The organism is Comamonas guangdongensis (assembly GCF_041079535.1).
GTDB lineage: Bacteria > Pseudomonadota > Gammaproteobacteria > Burkholderiales > Burkholderiaceae_C > Comamonas > Comamonas guangdongensis.
In genome coordinates, this window is sequence record NZ_JBFYGN010000003.1 from 130,193 (window position 1) to 148,517 (window position 18,325).

19 protein-coding genes are annotated in these 18,325 nt (G+C 65.2%); 14 read left to right on the plus strand and 5 right to left on the minus strand.

Annotated features, from left to right (window positions below; all coding sequences use genetic code 11):
• The first annotated feature begins 19 nt into the window (after positions 1-19).
• From AB6724_RS03620 to AB6724_RS03685, 14 genes are all read left to right on the plus strand, one after another.
• Complete coding sequence (locus AB6724_RS03620) at positions 20-631, plus strand: ubiquinone biosynthesis accessory factor UbiJ (protein WP_369337140.1); 612 nt, start codon at positions 20-22, stop codon at positions 629-631.
• Positions 628-2,196: a ubiquinone biosynthesis regulatory protein kinase UbiB gene (gene ubiB, locus AB6724_RS03625; RefSeq protein ID WP_369337141.1), complete on the plus strand. Its 1,569-nt coding sequence runs from the start codon at positions 628-630 to the stop codon at positions 2,194-2,196. The genes AB6724_RS03620 and ubiB overlap by 4 nt, the downstream gene beginning before the upstream one ends.
• A gap of 31 nt (positions 2,197-2,227) precedes the next feature.
• On the plus strand, positions 2,228-3,679 hold the full coding sequence (locus AB6724_RS03630; RefSeq protein WP_369337142.1) for a high affinity choline transporter 1: 1,452 nt from the start codon (positions 2,228-2,230) through the stop codon (positions 3,677-3,679).
• A gap of 99 nt (positions 3,680-3,778) precedes the next feature.
• The gene (locus tag AB6724_RS03635) at positions 3,779-4,051 is read left to right on the plus strand and encodes an FmdB family zinc ribbon protein (RefSeq protein WP_369337143.1); all 273 of its coding nucleotides are present in this window, start codon (positions 3,779-3,781) and stop codon (positions 4,049-4,051) included.
• Positions 4,052-4,065: 14 nt separating this feature from the next.
• Positions 4,066-4,710, plus strand: coding sequence for a DUF502 domain-containing protein (locus tag AB6724_RS03640; RefSeq protein ID WP_369337144.1), 645 nt, complete (start codon positions 4,066-4,068; stop codon positions 4,708-4,710).
• An 18-nt stretch (positions 4,711-4,728) separates the two neighbouring features.
• Entirely contained in the window at positions 4,729-6,534 is a 1,806-nt protein-coding gene (gene aspS / locus AB6724_RS03645; protein ID WP_369337145.1) for an aspartate--tRNA ligase, read from the plus strand.
• 224 nt (positions 6,535-6,758) lie between these two features.
• Positions 6,759-7,553: a CsgG/HfaB family protein gene (locus AB6724_RS03650; protein ID WP_369337146.1), complete on the plus strand. Its 795-nt coding sequence runs from the start codon at positions 6,759-6,761 to the stop codon at positions 7,551-7,553.
• A gap of 70 nt (positions 7,554-7,623) precedes the next feature.
• Entirely contained in the window at positions 7,624-8,127 is a 504-nt protein-coding gene (gene nudB, locus AB6724_RS03655) for a dihydroneopterin triphosphate diphosphatase (RefSeq protein WP_369337147.1), read from the plus strand.
• Positions 8,128-8,154: 27 nt separating this feature from the next.
• Entirely contained in the window at positions 8,155-8,916 is a 762-nt protein-coding gene (locus AB6724_RS03660) for an endonuclease/exonuclease/phosphatase family protein (RefSeq protein ID WP_369337148.1), read from the plus strand.
• Between the two features lie 255 nt (positions 8,917-9,171).
• A complete protein-coding gene (gene folE / locus AB6724_RS03665) occupies positions 9,172-9,894 on the plus strand; it encodes a GTP cyclohydrolase I (protein WP_369337149.1) in 723 nt (240 codons plus the stop codon).
• Positions 9,895-9,994: 100 nt separating this feature from the next.
• The gene (locus tag AB6724_RS03670) at positions 9,995-10,885 is read left to right on the plus strand and encodes an EamA family transporter (RefSeq protein ID WP_369337268.1); all 891 of its coding nucleotides are present in this window, start codon (positions 9,995-9,997) and stop codon (positions 10,883-10,885) included.
• Between the two features lie 9 nt (positions 10,886-10,894).
• A complete protein-coding gene (locus tag AB6724_RS03675; protein ID WP_369337269.1) occupies positions 10,895-11,767 on the plus strand; it encodes a DUF429 domain-containing protein in 873 nt (290 codons plus the stop codon).
• Positions 11,764-11,982, plus strand: coding sequence for a hypothetical protein (locus AB6724_RS03680; RefSeq protein ID WP_369337150.1), 219 nt, complete (start codon positions 11,764-11,766; stop codon positions 11,980-11,982). Before AB6724_RS03675 ends, AB6724_RS03680 begins: the two co-directional genes overlap by 4 nt.
• Positions 11,983-12,085: 103 nt before the next feature.
• Positions 12,086-12,733: a LysE family translocator gene (locus AB6724_RS03685; protein ID WP_369337151.1), complete on the plus strand. Its 648-nt coding sequence runs from the start codon at positions 12,086-12,088 to the stop codon at positions 12,731-12,733.
• Between the two features lie 159 nt (positions 12,734-12,892).
• Here the strand turns inward: AB6724_RS03685 and AB6724_RS03690 are convergent, their stop codons facing one another.
• The 5 genes from AB6724_RS03690 to AB6724_RS03710 form a co-directional block, all read right to left on the minus strand.
• Entirely contained in the window at positions 12,893-14,380 is a 1,488-nt protein-coding gene (locus tag AB6724_RS03690) for an ABC transporter substrate-binding protein (protein ID WP_369337152.1), read from the minus strand.
• A gap of 188 nt (positions 14,381-14,568) precedes the next feature.
• Positions 14,569-15,402: an ATP-binding cassette domain-containing protein gene (locus AB6724_RS03695; RefSeq protein ID WP_369337153.1), complete on the minus strand. Its 834-nt coding sequence runs from the start codon at positions 15,400-15,402 to the stop codon at positions 14,569-14,571.
• Positions 15,399-16,430: an ABC transporter ATP-binding protein gene (locus AB6724_RS03700; RefSeq protein ID WP_369337154.1), complete on the minus strand. Its 1,032-nt coding sequence runs from the start codon at positions 16,428-16,430 to the stop codon at positions 15,399-15,401. The genes AB6724_RS03695 and AB6724_RS03700 overlap by 4 nt, the downstream gene beginning before the upstream one ends.
• A 17-nt stretch (positions 16,431-16,447) precedes the next feature.
• Complete coding sequence (locus tag AB6724_RS03705; RefSeq protein WP_369337155.1) at positions 16,448-17,320, minus strand: ABC transporter permease; 873 nt, start codon at positions 17,318-17,320, stop codon at positions 16,448-16,450.
• Positions 17,317-18,279 (minus strand): ABC transporter permease, encoded by a 963-nt coding sequence (locus tag AB6724_RS03710; RefSeq protein WP_369337156.1) that lies wholly within the window; start codon positions 18,277-18,279, stop codon positions 17,317-17,319. Before AB6724_RS03710 ends, AB6724_RS03705 begins: the two co-directional genes overlap by 4 nt.
• Between the last annotated feature and the right edge of the window lie 46 nt (positions 18,280-18,325).

Below are 18,325 nucleotides of genomic sequence, written 5' to 3' on the forward strand. Positions count from 1 at the left end.
TCATGAATAATCGGGGACTATGGCAACACAGTCCCCTTTTTCTTTTCTGGGCGGTCTCGTCGAACGCGTGATGGCCGGTCCCCAAGCTCCCGAATGGCTGGTGAGTGAAATGCACCAGCGTCTGGTGCTGTTTCTCAACCATGTGCTGATGCAGGAGCAGGAAGCCATGGAACGCCTCGTGCGCCAGAAGGGGCGTACCGCCCGCGTGCAATGGCGCCAGTATTCCATGGCCTTGCTGGTCACTCCGGCCGGCCTGTTCGATGTGGCGCCCGCCGGTGCCGAACCCGACCTGCTGCTCGAGATCACCGAGACCTCGCCGCTTTCCCTGGCCCAGACCGCTTTGCGCGGGGACAAGCCCGCGATCCGCATCGAAGGCGATGTGCAGTTCGCGGCCGAGATCAATTGGCTGGTCGACAACGTGCAGTGGGATGTGGAAGAAGACCTGGCCCGTGTGATCGGCGATGTGCCGGCTCACACCGTCGCCAAGGTGGCGCGTACCGCGGCCCAGGGCCTGCGCCAGTTTGTGGGCGCACGCATGGGCGGCAAGAGCGCTGCCGCGGCCGAGACCGCAGCTCCCGCGAATACCGCGCCCGTGGCTGCCATGCCCGGCAACGGCTACACCCAGCCATGAGCCGTTTCCTGCGAGGCTGGGCCATCCTCTGGGTGGTGTTCCGCTATGGCCTGGACGAGCTGGTGCTCTCCGGCCTGCCCCATCCGTGGCTGCGCAGAGTGCGCAGCGTGCTCACCTTCGGCCGCAAGCTGGACAAGCCGCGCGGCCAGCGCCTGCGCGAGGCGCTCGAGGAGCTGGGGCCGATTTTCGTGAAGTTCGGCCAGGTGCTGTCCACGCGCAGTGACCTGATGCCGCCCGATGTGGCCGAGGAGCTGGCCAAGCTGCAGGATCGCGTGCCGCCTTTCGATTCGCAGATCGCGGTGGACACCATAGAGCGTTCCTTCCGCAAGCCCATAGACCAGATCTTCGTGAGCTTCGACCGCCAGCCGGTCGCCAGCGCCTCGATTGCCCAGGTGCACTTTGCCGTGGTCCGCGACAAGAGCGGGCAGGAGCATGAGGTGGCGGTCAAGGTGCTGCGGCCGGGCATGAGATCCGTCATCGACAAGGATCTGGCGCTGATGCACATGATGGCGGGCTGGCTGGAAGCGCTGTCGCACGACGGCAAGCGGCTCAAGCCCAAGGAGGTGGTCGCCGAGTTCGACAACTATCTGCACGACGAGCTGGACCTGATCCGCGAGGCGTCGAACGCCGCGCAGCTGCGCCGCAATATGGAAGGGCTGGACCTGGTCCTGATCCCCGAGATCTTCTGGGACTTCTGTCACACCGACGTGATGGTCATGCAGCGCATGAACGGCGTGCCCATCAGCCAGGTGGAGCGCTTGCGCGAAGCCGGCGTGGACATTCCCAAGCTGGCGCGCGATGGCGTGACCATCTTCTTTACCCAGGTGTTTCGCGACGGCTTCTTCCATGCCGACATGCACCCGGGCAACATCATGGTCAGCCTAGAGCCCGAGACCTTCGGCCGCTATATCTCGCTGGACTTCGGCATCGTCGGCACGCTGACCGAGTTCGACAAGGAATATCTGGCGCAGAACTTCCTGGCGTTCTTCCGCCGTGATTACAAGCGCGTGGCCGAGCTGCATGTGGAAAGCGGCTGGGTGCCCGCCAATACCCGCGTGGAAGAGCTGGAGGCCGCGATACGCGCGGTCTGCGAGCCTTATTTCGACCGTCCCCTGGCCGAGATCTCGCTGGGCATGGTGCTGATGCGCTTGTTCCAGACCTCGCGCCGCTTCCAGGTCGAGATCCAGCCGCAGCTGGTGCTGCTGCAAAAGACCTTGCTCAACATCGAAGGCCTGGGGCGCCAGCTCGACCCCAACCTCGATCTCTGGAGCACGGCCAAGCCTTTCCTCGAGAAGTGGATGCTGGAGCAGATGGGGCCGCAGCGGCTGTGGCGCGAATTGCAGGCCCAGGCGCCGCGGTACGCCAAGATCCTGCCCGACATGCCGCGCGTGCTCTACCAGTACCTGTCCAAGCAGGGCAGCGGCGGCGACAACGAGGCCCTGCTCAAAGAGCTGCTAAAGCAGCAAAAAACCACCAATCGCCTGCTGCAAGCCATCCTCTGCGGCGGCATAGGCTTTGTGATCGGGCTGGTGCTGCTGCAGATCCTGCTGCGCCTGCGTTTCTGAACATCCACAAATTTGTCCGAGGAGTGCCAGCGTGCTGCTCTCGATGGTGATTGCCTACCTGTTCGTGACCATAGGCATAGGCCTGTGGGCGGCCAAACGGGTGAAGAATACAGCCGACTTTGCCATTGCCGGGCGTCACCTGCCCCTGTACATGATCATCACCACCACCTTCGCGACCTGGTTCGGGTCGGAGCTGGTGCTGGGCGTGCCCGCCAAGTTCCTCGAAGGCGGCCTGCATGCGCTGGTTGAGGACCCGTTCGGCGCGGGCATGTGCCTGATTCTGGTCGGCGTGTTCTTTGCGGCCAAGCTCTACCGCATGAACCTGCTGACCATCAGCGACTACTACCGCGCGCGCTACGGCCGCACGATAGAGGTCATCTGCTCGCTGATCATCATGATCAGCTACCTGGGCTGGGTTTCGGCCCAGGTCACGGCGCTGGGCCTGGTGTTCAATCTGCTCTCGGGCGGCGCGGTCAGCATTCCCCTGGGCATGACCATAGGCGTGCTCTCGGTGCTGGTCTACACGCTGTTCGGCGGCATGTGGTCGGTGGCCGTGACGGACTTCGTGCAGATGATCATCCTCGTGTTGGGCCTGCTGGTGTTGGCCTTTTTTGCGGGCGACATGGCCGGCGGCGCCGGCAAGGTGGTGGATCTGGCCACCAGCCGCGACCTGTTCAAGTTCCTGCCCGAGCCCAGCTGGCACGAGATCGTGTTCTTCATAGGCGCGGCCGTGACCATGATGCTGGGCTCCATCCCCCAGCAGGACATCTTCCAGCGCGTGATGTCGGCCGATACCGAGAAGTCCGCCGTGCGCGGCACCATCATCGGTGGCGCCTGCTATGTGATCTTCGCCTTCGTGCCCATGTTCCTTGTGGCCAGCGCGCTCATCATCATGCCGACCGAAGCCACGGCCCTGCTGGCCGACGATCCGCAGAAGGTGCTGCCCACGCTGGTGATGGACAAGATGCCGTTTGCCATGCAGGTGCTGTTCTTCGGTGCGCTGCTGTCGGCCATCAAGTCCTGCGCCTCGGCCACCTTGCTGGCTCCCAGCGTGACCTTCACCGAGAACATCTGGCGCCAGTTCCGTCCCTATACCGACGACAAGGACAATCTCAGAACCATGCGCATCAGCGTGCTGGTGTTTGCGGCCTGTGTGCTGAGCTACTCCATCGTGATGCAGGGCACGCCCATCTACGAGCTGGTGGCCAGCGCCTATCAGGTACCGCTGGTGGGGGCTTTTGTGCCGCTGGTCTTCGGCCTGTACTGGAAGCGCGCCACCACCCAGGGGGCGATCGCCGCCGTGGTGCTGGGCATAGGCGTGTGGCTGGTGTTCATGCTCACCCCGGCGCTGAATCAGGCTTTCCCCCAGCAGCTGGCTGGTCTTTTGGCCGCGGTCTGCGGCATGCTTTCGGGCTCGCTGCTGCCCCAGTGGGTCAGCAACCATCACCGCGAAATCGAGTTCTACACCCAGCTCGAGGCCTGAGCGCGGAGGGCGGCGAGACGGCACTCGCCGACCAGCGCAGCAAAACAAGGGGCGGCGCCTATAATTGAGGGTTTTTGCACTTCCCTCGTTTTTAGCGCTATGCCTATCTATGCATACAAGTGTGACTCCTGCGGTCACACCAAGGATGTGCTGCAGAAAATCTCGGACGCGCCGCTGACCGTGTGCCCAGCTTGCGGGGCCGAGGCCTTTTCCAAGCAGCTCACCGCCCCGGGCTTCCAGCTCAAGGGTTCTGGCTGGTATGCCACGGACTTCAAGAACGGCGGCAGCAAGCCGGCTGCAAGCACCTCCTCGTCCAGTGACAGCGCCGCTGCGCCTGCAGCCGCTGCCGCCCCTGCCACCGCCAATTCCTGAGGCACACACTCACTATGTCTGCATTGCGCAAGTGGTTGATTGCAGGTCTTTTGGTCATCGTTCCGCTGGTGATCACGCTGGGCGTGCTCAACTGGATCATAGGCACGCTGGATCAGACTCTGGCCATACTGCCCGAGGCTTGGCAGCCCGACAAATTGCTGGGCATGCATATCCCGGGCTTTGGCGTCATTCTGACCTTGCTGATCCTGCTGCTCGTGGGCGGCGTGGCCAGCAATTTCATCGGGCGCAAGCTCGTGGATTGGGGCGATGCCCTGGTACGCCGCATTCCCGTGGTGCGCTCCATCTATTCGAGCGTCAAGCAGGTCTCGGATACCGTGTTCTCCGAAAGCGGCAATGCCTTCCGTACCGCCGTGCTGGTGCAGTGGCCGCGCGAAGGGGTCTGGACCGTGGCCTTCGTCACCGGCCATCCGGGTGGCGAGGTCGCAGCCCTGCTGCGCGACGAATACCTGAGCGTGTTCGTGCCCACCACGCCCAACCCCACAGGTGGTTATTTCGTGATGGTGCGCAAGAGCGAGTGCATAGAGCTGGAAATGAGCGTGGATGCGGCGCTCAAATACATTGTTTCGATGGGGGTGGTGGTTCCGCCGGACCTCACGGCCATCGAAGAATCCAAACAAACAACCTTGTCGCACCCCTAAGGTGCAGGAAGAATTTTCATGGCAATGCGTTCTCATTACTGCGGTCTGGTGACCGAAGCCCTGATGGGCGAAACCGTGACGCTGTGCGGCTGGGTGAACCGCCGCCGCGACCACGGTGGTGTGATCTTCATCGACCTGCGCGACCGCGAAGGCTATGTGCAGGTGGTCTGCGACCCCGATCGCGCCGAGATGTTCAAGACCGCCGAAGGCATCCGCAACGAGTTCTGCGTGCAGATCAAGGGCCTGGTGCGCGCGCGTCCCGCAGGTACGACCAACGACAAGCTCAAGAGCGGCCAGATCGAAGTGCTGTGCCATGAGCTCAACGTGCTCAACGCTTCCGTCACGCCCCCGTTCCAGGTGGACGAGGAAAACCTGTCGGAAACCGTGCGCCTGACGAACCGCGTGCTGGACCTGCGCCGTCCCGTGATGCAGCGCAATATGATGCTGCGCTACAAGACCGCCATCCAGGTGCGCAACTTCCTGGACAAGGAAGGCTTCATCGACATCGAGACGCCCATGCTGGGCAAGTCCACGCCCGAAGGCGCGCGCGATTACCTCGTGCCCTCGCGCGTGCATGACGGCGAGTTCTTCGCCCTGCCCCAGTCGCCCCAGCTGTACAAGCAGATGCTGATGGTTTCCGGCTTCGACCGCTACTACCAGATCACCAAGTGCTTCCGCGACGAAGACCTGCGCGCCGACCGTCAGCCCGAGTTCACGCAGATCGACTGCGAAACCTCGTTCCTGAACGAGGAAGAGATCCGCGCCATCTTCCAGCGCATGATCAAGGAAGTGTTCCAGACCCAGCTGAACGTGGATCTGGGCGAATTCCCCATCATGACCTACCAGGATGCGGCCTTCCGCTTCGGCTCGGACAAGCCCGACCTGCGCGTCAAGCTGGAGTTCACCGAGCTAACCGAAGTCATGAAGGACGTGGACTTCAAGGTCTTCTCCACGCCTGCAACGACCAAGGGCGGCCGTGTCGTGGCCCTGCGCGTGCCCGGCGGCGCTGCCATCAGCCGCGGCGAGATCGACAGCTACACCGAGTTCGTCAAGATCTACGGCGCCAAGGGCCTGGCCTGGATCAAGGTCAACGAAGTGGCCAAGGGCCGTGACGGCCTGCAGTCGCCCATCGTCAAGAACCTGCACGATGCGGCCATCGCCGAGATACTCAAGCGCACCGGCGCCCAGGACGGCGATCTGCTGTTCTTCGGCGCCGACAAGGAAAAGGTCGTCAACGACTCCATCGGCGCGCTGCGCCTGAAGGTGGGCCACAGCGAATTCGGCAAGCAGAGCGGCCTGTTCGAAGACAAGTGGGCACCGCTGTGGGTGGTGGACTTCCCCATGTTCGAGCATGACGAGGACAGCGGCCGCTGGGTGGCCGTGCACCACCCGTTCACCTCGCCCAAGGACGGCCACGAGAACCTGATGGACACCGATCCCGGCAAGTGCATCGCCAAGGCCTATGACATGGTGCTCAACGGCTGGGAACTGGGCGGCGGCTCGGTGCGTATCCACCGCGCCGACGTGCAGGCCAAGGTCTTCGCGGCGCTGAACATCACTCCCGACGAGCAGCGCGCCAAGTTCGGCTACCTGCTGGACGCGCTGCAGTACGGCGCGCCCCCCCACGGCGGCCTGGCCTTCGGTCTGGACCGTCTGATCACGCTGATGACGGGCTCCGAGTCCATCCGCGACGTGATCGCCTTCCCCAAGACCCAGCGCGCCCAGGACCTGCTGACCCAGGCTCCCTCGCCCGTGGACGAGAAGCAGCTGCGCGAGCTGCACATCAAGCTGCGCAACCCCGCGGTGGTGACCACCGAGGCCTGAGACCGAGCGGGCTGTGGCGCCCAGGTGTCACGGCTCGAATAGGGCTTGGCCCGCCGGCAAGCCTGTGGGATAGTGCGAACGCCATTCAGCGAAGAGCTGGATGGCGTTTTTATTTGTGAGCTTGCGGCGCGCTCCATCCAACGCCTTCCAAGCTCGGTCACCTCAAGTTCAAGGATATGAAGGCGCAGGCTGCTATGGTTTTAATGTGGAGAGCAGGAGGCTGCATGCTTGCCGTCTGGGTCGCTGCGATGCTGGGCGGCTGCAGCGAAAAAGGGACCGAGCTGGGCGCGGGTGGCTCCGAGATCTCGGGCTCGGCGGGGCCGCAGGGCGCACGCAATGCGGCCAGCTCCCTGGAGACCTGCGACGCTCCCATCGCCACCGTGGCGCTGGTGGAAAATCCCGGCGGCTATGTCATGCCTTATGGCAACGGCCAGCTGCCGTCCACGCCGGTGCCGCTGATCAAGCTGCTGGCCCAGCAAAGCGGCTGTTTCCGCGTGGTGGACCGCAACGTGGGCCTGCAGGGCACGCTGCGCGAGGGCGAGCTGCGCGATGCGGGTGTGCTGCGCAAGGACGGCACGGTGCAGAAAGGCCGGGGCTACGAGGCGCAGTACCAGCTGGTGCCCAGCCTCACCTTCAGCGAGCAGAACGCGGGCGGCGGCCTGTCGGGCATCATCGCCATGATTCCCGTGCTGCGCGATCTGGCCGGGCTGGCGGGCATGGCCGAGAAGGTCAGGTTCAAGGAGGCGCAGACCGCGCTGTTTCTGACCGATACCGAAACCACCGAGCAGGTGGCCGCGGCTACCGGCTCGGCCCGCGCCACCGATCTGGGCGTGGGAGGGCTGGTCATAGGCCGGCTGGGCGGTGCGGGTGGCGCCGGCTGGAGCAATACCAACGAGGGCAAGGTCATCGCCGCGGCCTTTCTCGACTCCCACAACCAGCTGGTGCACCAGCTGCGCGCGCTGCAGGCCAAGAGCCTGCCGCCCGAGGTCGCCACCAAGGCCGGGAATTCACGGCGCTAGTTCGCGGCGCTAGACCCTGTGCCCGACAAGGCTACGCCCGGTCCCGCGGCGTACGCGCTACCATGAACCGATGAGCCCAGTGCAGCCGCCGCCAGTCAAGATCCCCGAGTCCGTGCTCGTGGTGATCTATCGCGGGGACGGCAAGGTTCTGCTGCTGCGCCGCACGGCGCCGGCCCCGGAAGGCGGGGCTTTCTGGCAGTCCGTGACCGGCAGCAAGGACAGCCCAGGCGAGGAATGGCGCGAGGCCGCCGTGCGCGAGGTGGGCGAGGAAACCGGCATCGATGCGCTGGCCCAGGGTTGCAGTCTGCTTGACTGGAATCTGGAAAATGTCTACACCATCTACCCCGAGTGGCAGCACCGCTACGCGCCCGGCGTCTGGCATAACCGGGAGAGGGTTTTCGGGCTGCGTGTGCCGGCCGATACCCAGGTGCACTTGAATCCCGGCGAGCACACCGCACATGATTGGCATGACTGGCGCGATGCCGCCCAGCGTTGCTTTTCCTTTTCCAACGCCGAGGCCATCTTGCTGCTGCCGCGTTTCGATCCGGAGCTTGCCCGCCTTGCCCGCGCATAGGCGGCAGCCATGAAAAAGTCGGAATCTATGTCTGAAATCCAGTTTCCCGCCTCTGACCCGCAGATACTGCGCGTGGCCACTTACAACATTCACAAGGGAGTCCAGGGCCTGGGCCCGGCCCGGCGCCTGGAAATCCACAATCTGGGCCTGGCTGTGGAGCAGCTCGATGCCGACATCGTCTGCCTGCAGGAGGTGCGCAAGATGAACCGCAAGGAAGAAGCGTACTTCGACCGCTGGCCCAATGTGCCGCAGGCCGAGTATCTGGCGCCCGAGGGCTATGAGTCCGTGTATCTGACCAATGCCTATACCAGGGACGGCGAGCACGGCAACGCCTTGCTGAGCCGCTGGCCCGTGATCGGCTACCAGCGCGAGGACATCTCGGACCACCGCTTCGAGCAGCGCGGCCTGTTGCATGTGGAGCTGGACATACAGGGCAAGCGTGTGCATTCCATCGTGGTGCATCTGGGCCTGATCCACGGCAGCCGCATCCGCCAGATTGCCCAGCTGCAGCGCTTCATAGAGCGCGAGGTGCCGCCCAACGCCCCGCTGGTGGTGGCCGGTGACTTCAACGACTGGGGCAACCAGATCAAGCGCATGCTTGCCGGCTTCGGCCTGTTCGAATTTGAGGAAACCCAGGGCATCTCGACCTACCCCTCGCGCCTGCCGATTGCGCAGCTCGACCATATCTATGTGCGCGGCCTCACGCCGCTGGGCCTGCAGGTGCCCAAGGGGCGCATCTGGTGGCGCATGTCCGACCATTTGCCGCTGATTGCGGAGTTCAGGCTGTAGCACCCCCTGAGGCGCTGCGCGCCTTCCCCCTAGCCGGGCGCCCCTCTCTGCTTCGCGGAGGGGGACGACAGCCTTGCTGCGGGGCGGCGGGGCCGCCTAGGCCCTTGCTTGCTGTCCCTGGTTGGGGGTATGCCTGTTTTGGGTGGTGTGCCCTGACGCTACTGAAACCATAGCTTGCTGCGCCTTGCAAACCTGCATTTGGATGACAAATCCTTTGTAGCTTTGGGTCGTTTATTCACTGGTACCATGACCGATATGTTCAGAGAACTCGCCGACATGACAAAAGACAATTCGACCGAGGGCACGCCCGTCTCGGTCAAGATCCGCGAGCGGCTGAAGGCAGCGAACCAGCGCTTTCACGCCAACGACAACATCTCGGAATTCATCGAGCCCGGCGAGCTGGAGAAACTGCTGGACGAGGTTCAGGACAAGATGCAGGGCGTGCTCGACTCCATGGTGATCGACACCGTGCACGACCACAACACCCGGGCCACGGCCCGCCGCGTGGCCAAGATGTATCTCAACGAGGTGTTTCGCGGCCGCTATGTGCACCAACCCGCGATCACCGAGTTCCCCAATGCCGAGCATCTGAACGAGTTGATGATCGTCGGACCGATCACCGTGCGCAGCGCCTGCAGCCATCACCTCTGCCCCGTGATCGGCAAGATCTGGATCGGCGTGCTGCCCAACAAGAACACCAATGTGATCGGCCTGTCCAAGTATGCGCGTCTGGTGGACTGGATCATGGGCCGCCCCCAGATCCAGGAAGAGGCCATCATCCAGCTGGCCGACCTGATCATGGACAAGACCCGTCCCGACGGACTTGCCGTGGTCATGGAGGCCTCGCATTTCTGCATGTCTTGGCGCGGCGTGCGCGAGATGGACTCCAAGATGCTGAACTCCGTCATGCGCGGTGCCTTCCTGACCAACAATGAATTGCGCCGCGAGTTTCTTTCGCTGATTGCTGCCCGCAAGTAAGCAATGCTCTGATTCATCCCTTCCAAGAGGCTGCGCGTCGCGCGGCCTTTTGCTTTTTCAGCTGCCGCCCGCATCCTGTATTGCGGTAGCCATGTCATCCATGTCGCTGCAAGCTTTTGTTCTCATCATTCTGGCCGGCCTGATTCACTCGGGCTGGAATATCGTGGCCAAGAAGGCCGGTGGCGACGCCCGCTTCTCGCTCTATACCGCGGTCTGCAACGCCATCATCTGGATGCCGCTGGGCTGGTGGCTGGGCAAGGATGTGGTGCCGCAATGGGGCTGGACGGAATGGGCCTTTGTGGCCGCGAGCGCGGTGCTGCATGTGTTCTATTTCGTGGTGCTGCTGCGCGGCTACCGCGTAGCCGATCTCACCGTGGTCTACCCGCTGGCGCGCGGCAGCGGCCCGCTGATCTCGTCGCTGGTGGCGGTGATCTTTCTGGGCGAGCAGCTGACCACCCTAGGCGCGGCCGGCATCGCGGGCGTGGTGCTGGGCGTGTTCCTGATCGCGGGCGGTCCGCGCATGATCGCGGCCGTGCGCGACGGCCATGACGCCGAGACCCGCCAGCGCGTGCTGGCCGGGCTGTATTACGGTCTGCTCACCGGCCTGTTCATTGCGGGCTACACGGTGGTGGACAGCTATGCGGTCAAGGTGCTGCTGATGTCACCGATTCTGCTCGACTATGTGGGCAATCTGCTGCGCCTGGTGATGCTCGTGCCGCTGGCCGTCAGCGACTGGACCGAAACCCGGCGCCTGTGGCGCGTCCAGTGGCGTTATGCGGCCGTCGTGGCCCTGTTCAGCCCCATTGCCTATGTGCTGGTGCTGTATGCGGTGCAGAGCGCACCGATTTCCCATGTCGCGCCGGCGCGCGAGGTGTCCATGCTGTTTGCGGCGCTGATCGGCGGCAAGTTGCTAGGCGAGGGCGACCGCGCGCTGCGCATTGCGGGTGCCGTGCTCATCGCTCTGGGCGTGACGGCTCTGGGCCTGGGCTGAGGCATGGGCATGCAGATCCTGGGCTGCGACTTCAGCAGCAGTCCCACGGCCCGCAAGCCCATCGTGATCGCGCGTGGTCAGCTCTGCATGGAGAAACAGTGTGTGCAGCTGAACGGGCTGCTGCGCTTTGCGACGCTGGACGGCTGGAGCGAGTGGCTGGCCGCCGCGCAGCACGGGCCATGGATAGGCGGCTTCGACCTGCCCTTTGGCCTGCCGCGCGAGCTGGTGCAAAGCCTTGGTTGGCCAGCCGACTGGGCGGCCTGCATGGAGCACTATGCGGCGCTGAGCCGGCCGCAGATACGCGAGCAGTTCAAAGCCTTCTGCGACGCGCGCCCCGCAGGGCGCAAGTTTGCACACCGCGCCACCGACATTCCGGCGGGCGCCAGCCCTTCCATGAAATGGGTGAACCCGCCCGTGGCCTATATGCTGCATGCGGGCCTGCCGCGCTTGCGCGCCGCGGGCGTCCATCTGCCGGGCCTGCAGGCCGAGCCCGCGCAACCTGCCGCGCGGGTGGGGCTGGAAGCTTATCCGGGTATGCTGGCCCGCTCCGTGCTCGGGCGGCGCAGCTATAAGAGCGATGCTGCCGCGCACCAGAATCCCGAGCGTGCCCTGGCGCGCCGGGAACTGGTCCAGGCCCTGGAGCAAGGCCTGCCCATGCTCGGCCTGAGGCTGCTGCCCGACGCCAGCCAGCGCGCAGCGCTTGTCGAAGACGCCAGCGGCGATGCGCTGGATGCCGTGCTCTGCCTGCTGCAGGCCGCATGGGCGGCCATGCGTCATGCCGAAGGCGACGCACGCTACGGTCTGCCCGCGGCCATGGATGCGCTGGAAGGCTGGATAGTCACGGTGCCCATGCCGTTGCCACAAGGAGCCAACCCATCATGAAGCCGTATCTCCGTTGGAAGCGATGCCTGTGCGCGGCCCTGCTGGCCGCGCTGCAACTGCCGGTGCCGGCGGCGCCTGCGCCCTGGTATCTGTGGCGCAGCCAGCTCGACGGCGCGCTGAGCTGCCAGCAGTTTTCTCCGGGCCAGGCCTGGAGTCTCTACGACGGCCCGTTCGCCGACCTGGCCTGTGAGAAGCGCATTACCTCGAAAAAATGAGCTGCCAGCACCTGCCCATTCTTGGACTGGAGATAAAAGTCATCCAGATCACATGCCTGAATGGCGCAAGCAGCTATTGATTTGATTGCAACGAAAAATCCCCATGCCTGATTTGCAGACCCTGATCGCTTTTTTCGGCGTGGCCGTGTTGCTGGGCCTGAGCCCGGGGCCGGACAATCTGTTCGTGCTCCTGCAGTCGGCCCAGCGCGGCTGGCGCGTGGGCCTGTGCGTGGTTCTGGGCCTGTGCCTGGGCCTCGTGGGCCATACCACGGCCGTGGCGCTGGGGCTGGCGGCCATGGTCGCAGCCTCGCCCATGCTGTTCACGGCCATCAAGCTTTGCGGCGCCGCCTACCTGGCCTATCTGGCCTGGGGGGCCTGGCGCGCGCCGGTCAGCGCCGGCGGCCAGATGCAGGCCCGGTCCGAGCGCGACCGGCTCACATGGCGCTCGGCCCTGCACTGGACGGGGCGCGGCGTGCTCATGAATCTGAGCAACCCCAAGGTGCTGATCTTCTTTCTGGCCTTTCTGCCCCAGTTCGCCGACCCGGCGCGCGGCAGCCTGGCGCCGCAGGTCATGGCGCTGGGCTGCGTGTTCATGCTGGCCACGCTGCTGGTGTTCGGCTCCATCGCCTGCGGCTCTGGCCTGTTCGGCCAGATTCTGCTGCGCTCGGCCCGTGCCCAGCGCTGGCTCAACCGCATTGCGGCCACGGTATTTGGCGCGCTGGCGCTGCGGCTGGCTTTGGTCCAGCGCTGAACAAGCGTCCTCAAAAACTGGCGTGCCCCAACTCAGGGATGCCGAGCAAGAGCCGCCTCGCGGCGGGGCCGCCCAGGCGAAGGCATCGTCCCCCTCCCGTAGCGCACAGCGCGTAGAGAGAGGGGGAAGGCGCAAAGCGCCTCAGGGGGTGTTTACGCGCTATCCCCAGGATAGGGCGGAAAGGTCATTCACAAACACCGGCATGTCCTTCCATAGCCCGCGCAGCTTTTTGTCGGCCACGGTGACCCACTGCGGGGTGTAGAGAAAGCCGTGCACCGAGTCGCGCGCCAGCAGGCGCTGGGCGTCGCCGAGCAGGCGCGCGCGGTCGGCGGGGCGCGGGGTGTGCTTGATCTTCTCGAACAGCTCGTTGAACTCCTGAGAGTGGTAGCCCCAGTAGTAATCGGGCTTGGCAAAGTTGCCCAGGTCGAAGGGCTCCACGTGGGAGATGATGCTCAGGTCGTAGTTCTTGTTGGTATAGGTGCCCGACAGCCACTGCGCCCATTCCACGTTCTGCAACCTGACCTGGATGCCGATCTTGGCCAACTGGGCCGCGATCAGCTCGCCGCCCTGGCGTGCATAGGGCGTGGGCGGCAGCGTCATGGTCAGCGTCAGCGGCGTCTTGATGCCGGCCTCGGCCAGCAGGGCCTTGGCTTTTTCCACGTCGAAGGGATTGATGCCCGTGGTGTCCACATAGCCGAAGGCCGTGGGCACGTAATAGCTGCCTATGGGCACGCCATAGCCGTCGGCGGCGCCCGCGATCACGGCCTTGCGGTCGATGGCGGCCGCGATGGCGCGGCGCACGCGCACATCGTTCAAGGGCTTGCGCGCATTGTTGATGGCCAGAATGGTCTTGGCGCGCGAGTTGCTCACCACCACCTGGAAGCGCGGATTGCTCTTGAACTGCGGCACGCTGCGCGGCGTGACGCGCGGGAAGGCGTCAACGTCCCCGGCCAGCAGCGCGGCGACCTGGGCCGCGGGATCGGGGATGAAGCGGAACACGGCCCGCTTGATGCGGATGCTCTGGGGCGCGCGAAAGCCCGGCCAGGCGGCCAGCGTGACCGATGCGCCCTTGCTCCACGCGGCCAGCATATAGGGGCCGGTGCCCACGGGTTTGCTGGCATTGGTGGCGGCGCTCTTGGGCTCGACGATGATGGAGGTGGCCTGGCCCATCACGAACAGGAAGTCGGGGTCTATATCCTTGTTGATGATGACCACCGTGTGTTCGTCGGCGATCTGCGTGCTGAGATTGGCGAAGGTGCGCTTGTCCTTGTTGGTGCTCTTGTCGTCGGCCGCGCGGTCGAACGAGAACTTGACGGCCGCCGCGTTGAAGGGTTCGCCGTTCTGGAACTTCACATCCTTGCGCAGGCGGAAGGTATAGGTCTTGAGGTCGGGCGAGACCTCCCAGCTTTCGGCCAGCAGCGGCGAGACGCTGCCGTCGGAGTTGATCTTGGTCAGGGTCTCGAACACGTTGTAGTGCACGACTTCGGCAATCGAGGAGGCCGCGCCCGCCGTGGGGTCCAGTCCCGGCGGCTCCAGCGTCATGGCCAGCGTGACGCTGTCCTTCCTAGCCTGGGCCAGGGCGGGCCAGGTGGTGAACAAGGGCAAGCTGGCAGCCGAGCTGGCCAGCAAGGAGCGGCGATTGAGCATCAACAAAGTCTCCGAGGGGGGGCGGGCCGCAAGGGCCGGTAAAAGCGCTGCAGGTCCCGCTGTGGGCGGGAGCCTGTTTCATATGCGTTTTTACACCACGCAGGCCGGCCCGGAGACGAGTCGCCCGCATCCGGCGCCCTAGTGTGTGAACAACTGTGCGGCCGAGCTGTTAGAGCGTGAACACGCTCTTAGATCGCTCTGGGCGCGGCCTTGAGCAGGGCCTGGGTATAGGGGTGCTCGGGGGCCGAGAACAGTTGGTCCGGCGTGCCGCGCTCCACGATCTCGCCCTGATGGAGCACGATGACCTGGTCGCAGACATGTTGCACCACGGCCAGGTCGTGGCTGATGAACAGATAGGACAGGCCGAGCTCGCGCTGCAGGTCCTGCATGAGGTTGAGCACCTGGGCCTGAACCGAGACATCCAGGGCGCTTACCGGCTCGTCGGCCACGATGAGTCTGGGTCGGGTGATGAGGGCGCGTGCAATCGCAATGCGCTGGCGCTGACCGCCCGAGAATTCATGCGGATACTTGTCCGCATCCTGTGCGCGCAGGCCCACCTGTTCGAGCACGGAGCGCACCTGCTGGCGCCTGGCCGCAGGGCCGGGCCGCTCCATGAGCGTGCCCAGGGGCTCGCCGACGATGCGCTCCACCGTCATGCGCGGATCCAGCGAACCATAGGGGTCCTGGAACACCATCTGGAAGTCGCGCCGCGCTGCGCGCAGTTCCTGCTCGCCAAGCCGGTTCAGGTCGCGGCCCAGCAGCTCCACGCTGCCGGCGCTGGGCTTGTCCAGCGCCATGACCAGGCGCGCCAGCGTGGACTTGCCAGAGCCCGATTCGCCCACCACGCCCAGGCTTTGCCCGGCCTGCAGCTCGAAGCTCAGGCCGCGCAGCGCCTGCAGCGGCTCGGGCCGGTGCCACAGCGAGGTGCGCGGGCGAGCATAAGAGCGTTTTAGATCGCTAACCCTCAGCAGGCAAGCAGCATCTGCTGCGGTTTCAGGAGCGCCGCGAGAGGAGGCGATCATGCGGACTCTCCCGCAGCAATGGCTTCGTCGCGCAGGCAGCGCACCACATGGGGTTGGCGCCAGGAGGCCAGCGAGGCCGGAGCCGGCAGGCTGGGCACTTGCAGCATGCGTGGCTGAGGCCGCTCCACATAGCAATACTCCTTGGTATAGCCGCAGCGTCCCGCGAACGGGCAGCCCACAGGAATATCGACCAGCTCGGGCACCGTGCCCGCAATCGTGGGCAGGTGCTGGCGTGCCAGTCCCGGGGCGCCGAGCTGCGGGCGTGCCGCAAACAGACGGCGCGTATAGGGGTGGGCGCGCCGCGCAAACACGGCTTCGGTCATGCCGGACTCGACCACCGAGCCGCCATACATGACCAGCAGCTGTTCCACGTTCTGCGCGATCACGCCCAGATCGTGCGAGATCAGCACCAGGGCCATGGAGTGCTCGGCCACCAGTTCCTGCAGCAGGTCCAGAATGCGCTGCTGCACGGTCACGTCCAGCGCCGTGGTGGGTTCGTCGGCCACCAGCAGGTCGGGGCCGCAGGCCAGGGCCATGGCGATCATGATGCGCTGGCGCTGCCCGCCGGAGAACTGGTGCGGATAGTCGTTCAGTCGCTGGGCCGCCTGGGCAATGCCCACGCGCTCCAGCAGTTCCGTGGCGCGAGCACGGGCCTGGCCGCGGCTCAGGCCCAGATGCAGGCGCAGCGGCTCGGCCACCTGGCGGCCTATGCTGTGCACGGGGTTGAGGGCGCTCATGGGCTCCTGGAACACCATGGACAGTCGGTTGCCGCGCAGCGCGCACAGGCGTCTTTCGCTCAGGCCCAGCAGCTCCTGGCCGTCGAGGCGTATGCTGCCCTGCACCTGGGCGTGCTCGGGCAGCAATCCCATCAGGGCCAGGGCTGTCAGCGACTTGCCGCAGCCCGACTCGCCGATCAGGCCCAGCGTGGCGCCGCGCTCCAGCGTGAAGCTCACATCGCGCACAGCCTGGGCCGGGCCGCGGCGGGTCTGCAGCTGGATGGAGAGATTGGAGACTTCAAGCAAAGGCATGTGGCTCTTTCCCGGCATCAGCGCTCGCGCGCGAGGCGCGGATCCAGCAGATCGCGCAGGCCGTCGCCCAGCAGATTGAGGCCCAGCACCGACAGCGCAATCGCCACACCGGGCCAGACGGCCAGCAGCGGGGCCTGGAACATCAGGGTCTGGGCCTCGCTGAGCATGCGGCCCCAGGAGGGCTGGGGCGGCTGGGTGCCCAGGCCCAGATAGGACAGTGCGGCCTCGGCCAGGATGGCCAGCGCGAACTGTATGGTGGCCTGCACCACCAGCACGGAGGCGATGTTCGGCAGCACATGCTGGAGCGTGATGGCCATGCGGCTTTTGCCGCAGGCACGCGCGGCCAGCACATAGTCGCGCGCCCAGATGGCATTGGCCGAGGCGCGCGTGATGCGCGCAAACGTGGGGATGTTGAAGATGCCGATGGCGATGATGGCGTTGACCATGCCGGCGCCGAACACGGCGGTGAGCATGATGGCCGAGAGCAGGGCGGGGAAGGCGAAGGTGAAGTCTGCGAGGCGCATGAGTATCTCCTCGACCCAGCCGCGGCAGGCGGCCGCAATCAGTCCCAGCAGCACGCCCAGCGCCATGCCCAGGCCCACGGCAATCAGTCCCACGGCAATCGAGGCGCGTGCGCCGATGAGGATTTGCGAGGCCACATCGCGGCCGAAAGCATCCGTGCCCAGCCAGTGCGGGCCGCCCGCGCCTTGCAGTGCCGCGTCCATATCCATCTCGTAGGCCGAGCCGGGCGTCCACGCAAAGGACAGCAAGGCCGCGGCCAGCAGCAGGGCGGTCAGCAGGGCGCCGAGCACAAAGCTGCGGTGCTGCAGGGCGCGCCGTGCAAAGCTTGCGGCCCGCGCTGGGGCCGCGGATTCGGGGCGCATGCTCATATATCGCCGGCCTTGATGCGGGGGTCGATGGCGGCATAAAGCATATCGACCACAAAATTCACGACGACCACCATGGCGGCCAGCAGCAGCACGCAGTTGCGCACCACGATCAGGTCGCGGTTGGAGATGGACTGGAAGATCAGCCGGCCCAGGCCCGGAAGATAGAAGACGTTTTCCACCACGATGGTGCCCGCGAGCAGATTGGCGAACTGCAGGCCCATGACGGTGACGACGGGAATCATGGCATTGCGCAGCACGTGATGCCACAGCGCGGCGCCGCGCGACAGGCCCTTGGCGCGGGCCGTGCGTACAAAGTCTTCGCGCAGCACCTCCAGCACCGCCGAGCGCGTGATGCGCGCCAGGATGGCGGCCTGCACCACGGCCAGCGAGATCGCGGGCAGCAGCAGCGCCTGCAACGCGGGCCAGAAGCCGCCGCCTTCGGCCTCGCTCCAGCCCGGAAAGCCGCCGGCCGAGAACCATTGCAGCTTCACCGAAAACAGCAGGATCAGAAGAATCGCAAACCAGAAGTTGGGAATGGCGATGCCGATCTGGGCCAGGCTCATGACGCCTACGTCGCCCCAGCGCTTGTGCCGGGCAGCGGCGAATACGCCGGCGCTGATGGCGAGCACCGCGGTGAGCAGCATGGCCAGCACGGCCAGCGGGACGGTGACGCTCAGGCGTTCCCAGACCAGCTCCGACACGGGCGAGCCATAGGCGTAGCTGTTGCCCATGTCACCATGCAGCAGGCCGGCCAGCCATTGCCAGTAGCGGCTTGTGGCCGGCTGGTCCAGGCCGAGCTGCCGGGCCATGGCCTGCACGGCCTCGGGGGCGGCATCGGGGCCCATGAGCATCTGCGCGGCGTCGCCGGGCAGGATTTCGAGCACGGCAAACACCACGATGGAGGCGCCAAGCAGGGTGGCGATCAGCGTGATCAGGCGTTTGAGCAAGAAGATGCTCATGAATTCAGGCGTGGTTGCATCGGAAAAAAGAGCGCGACAGGCCGTT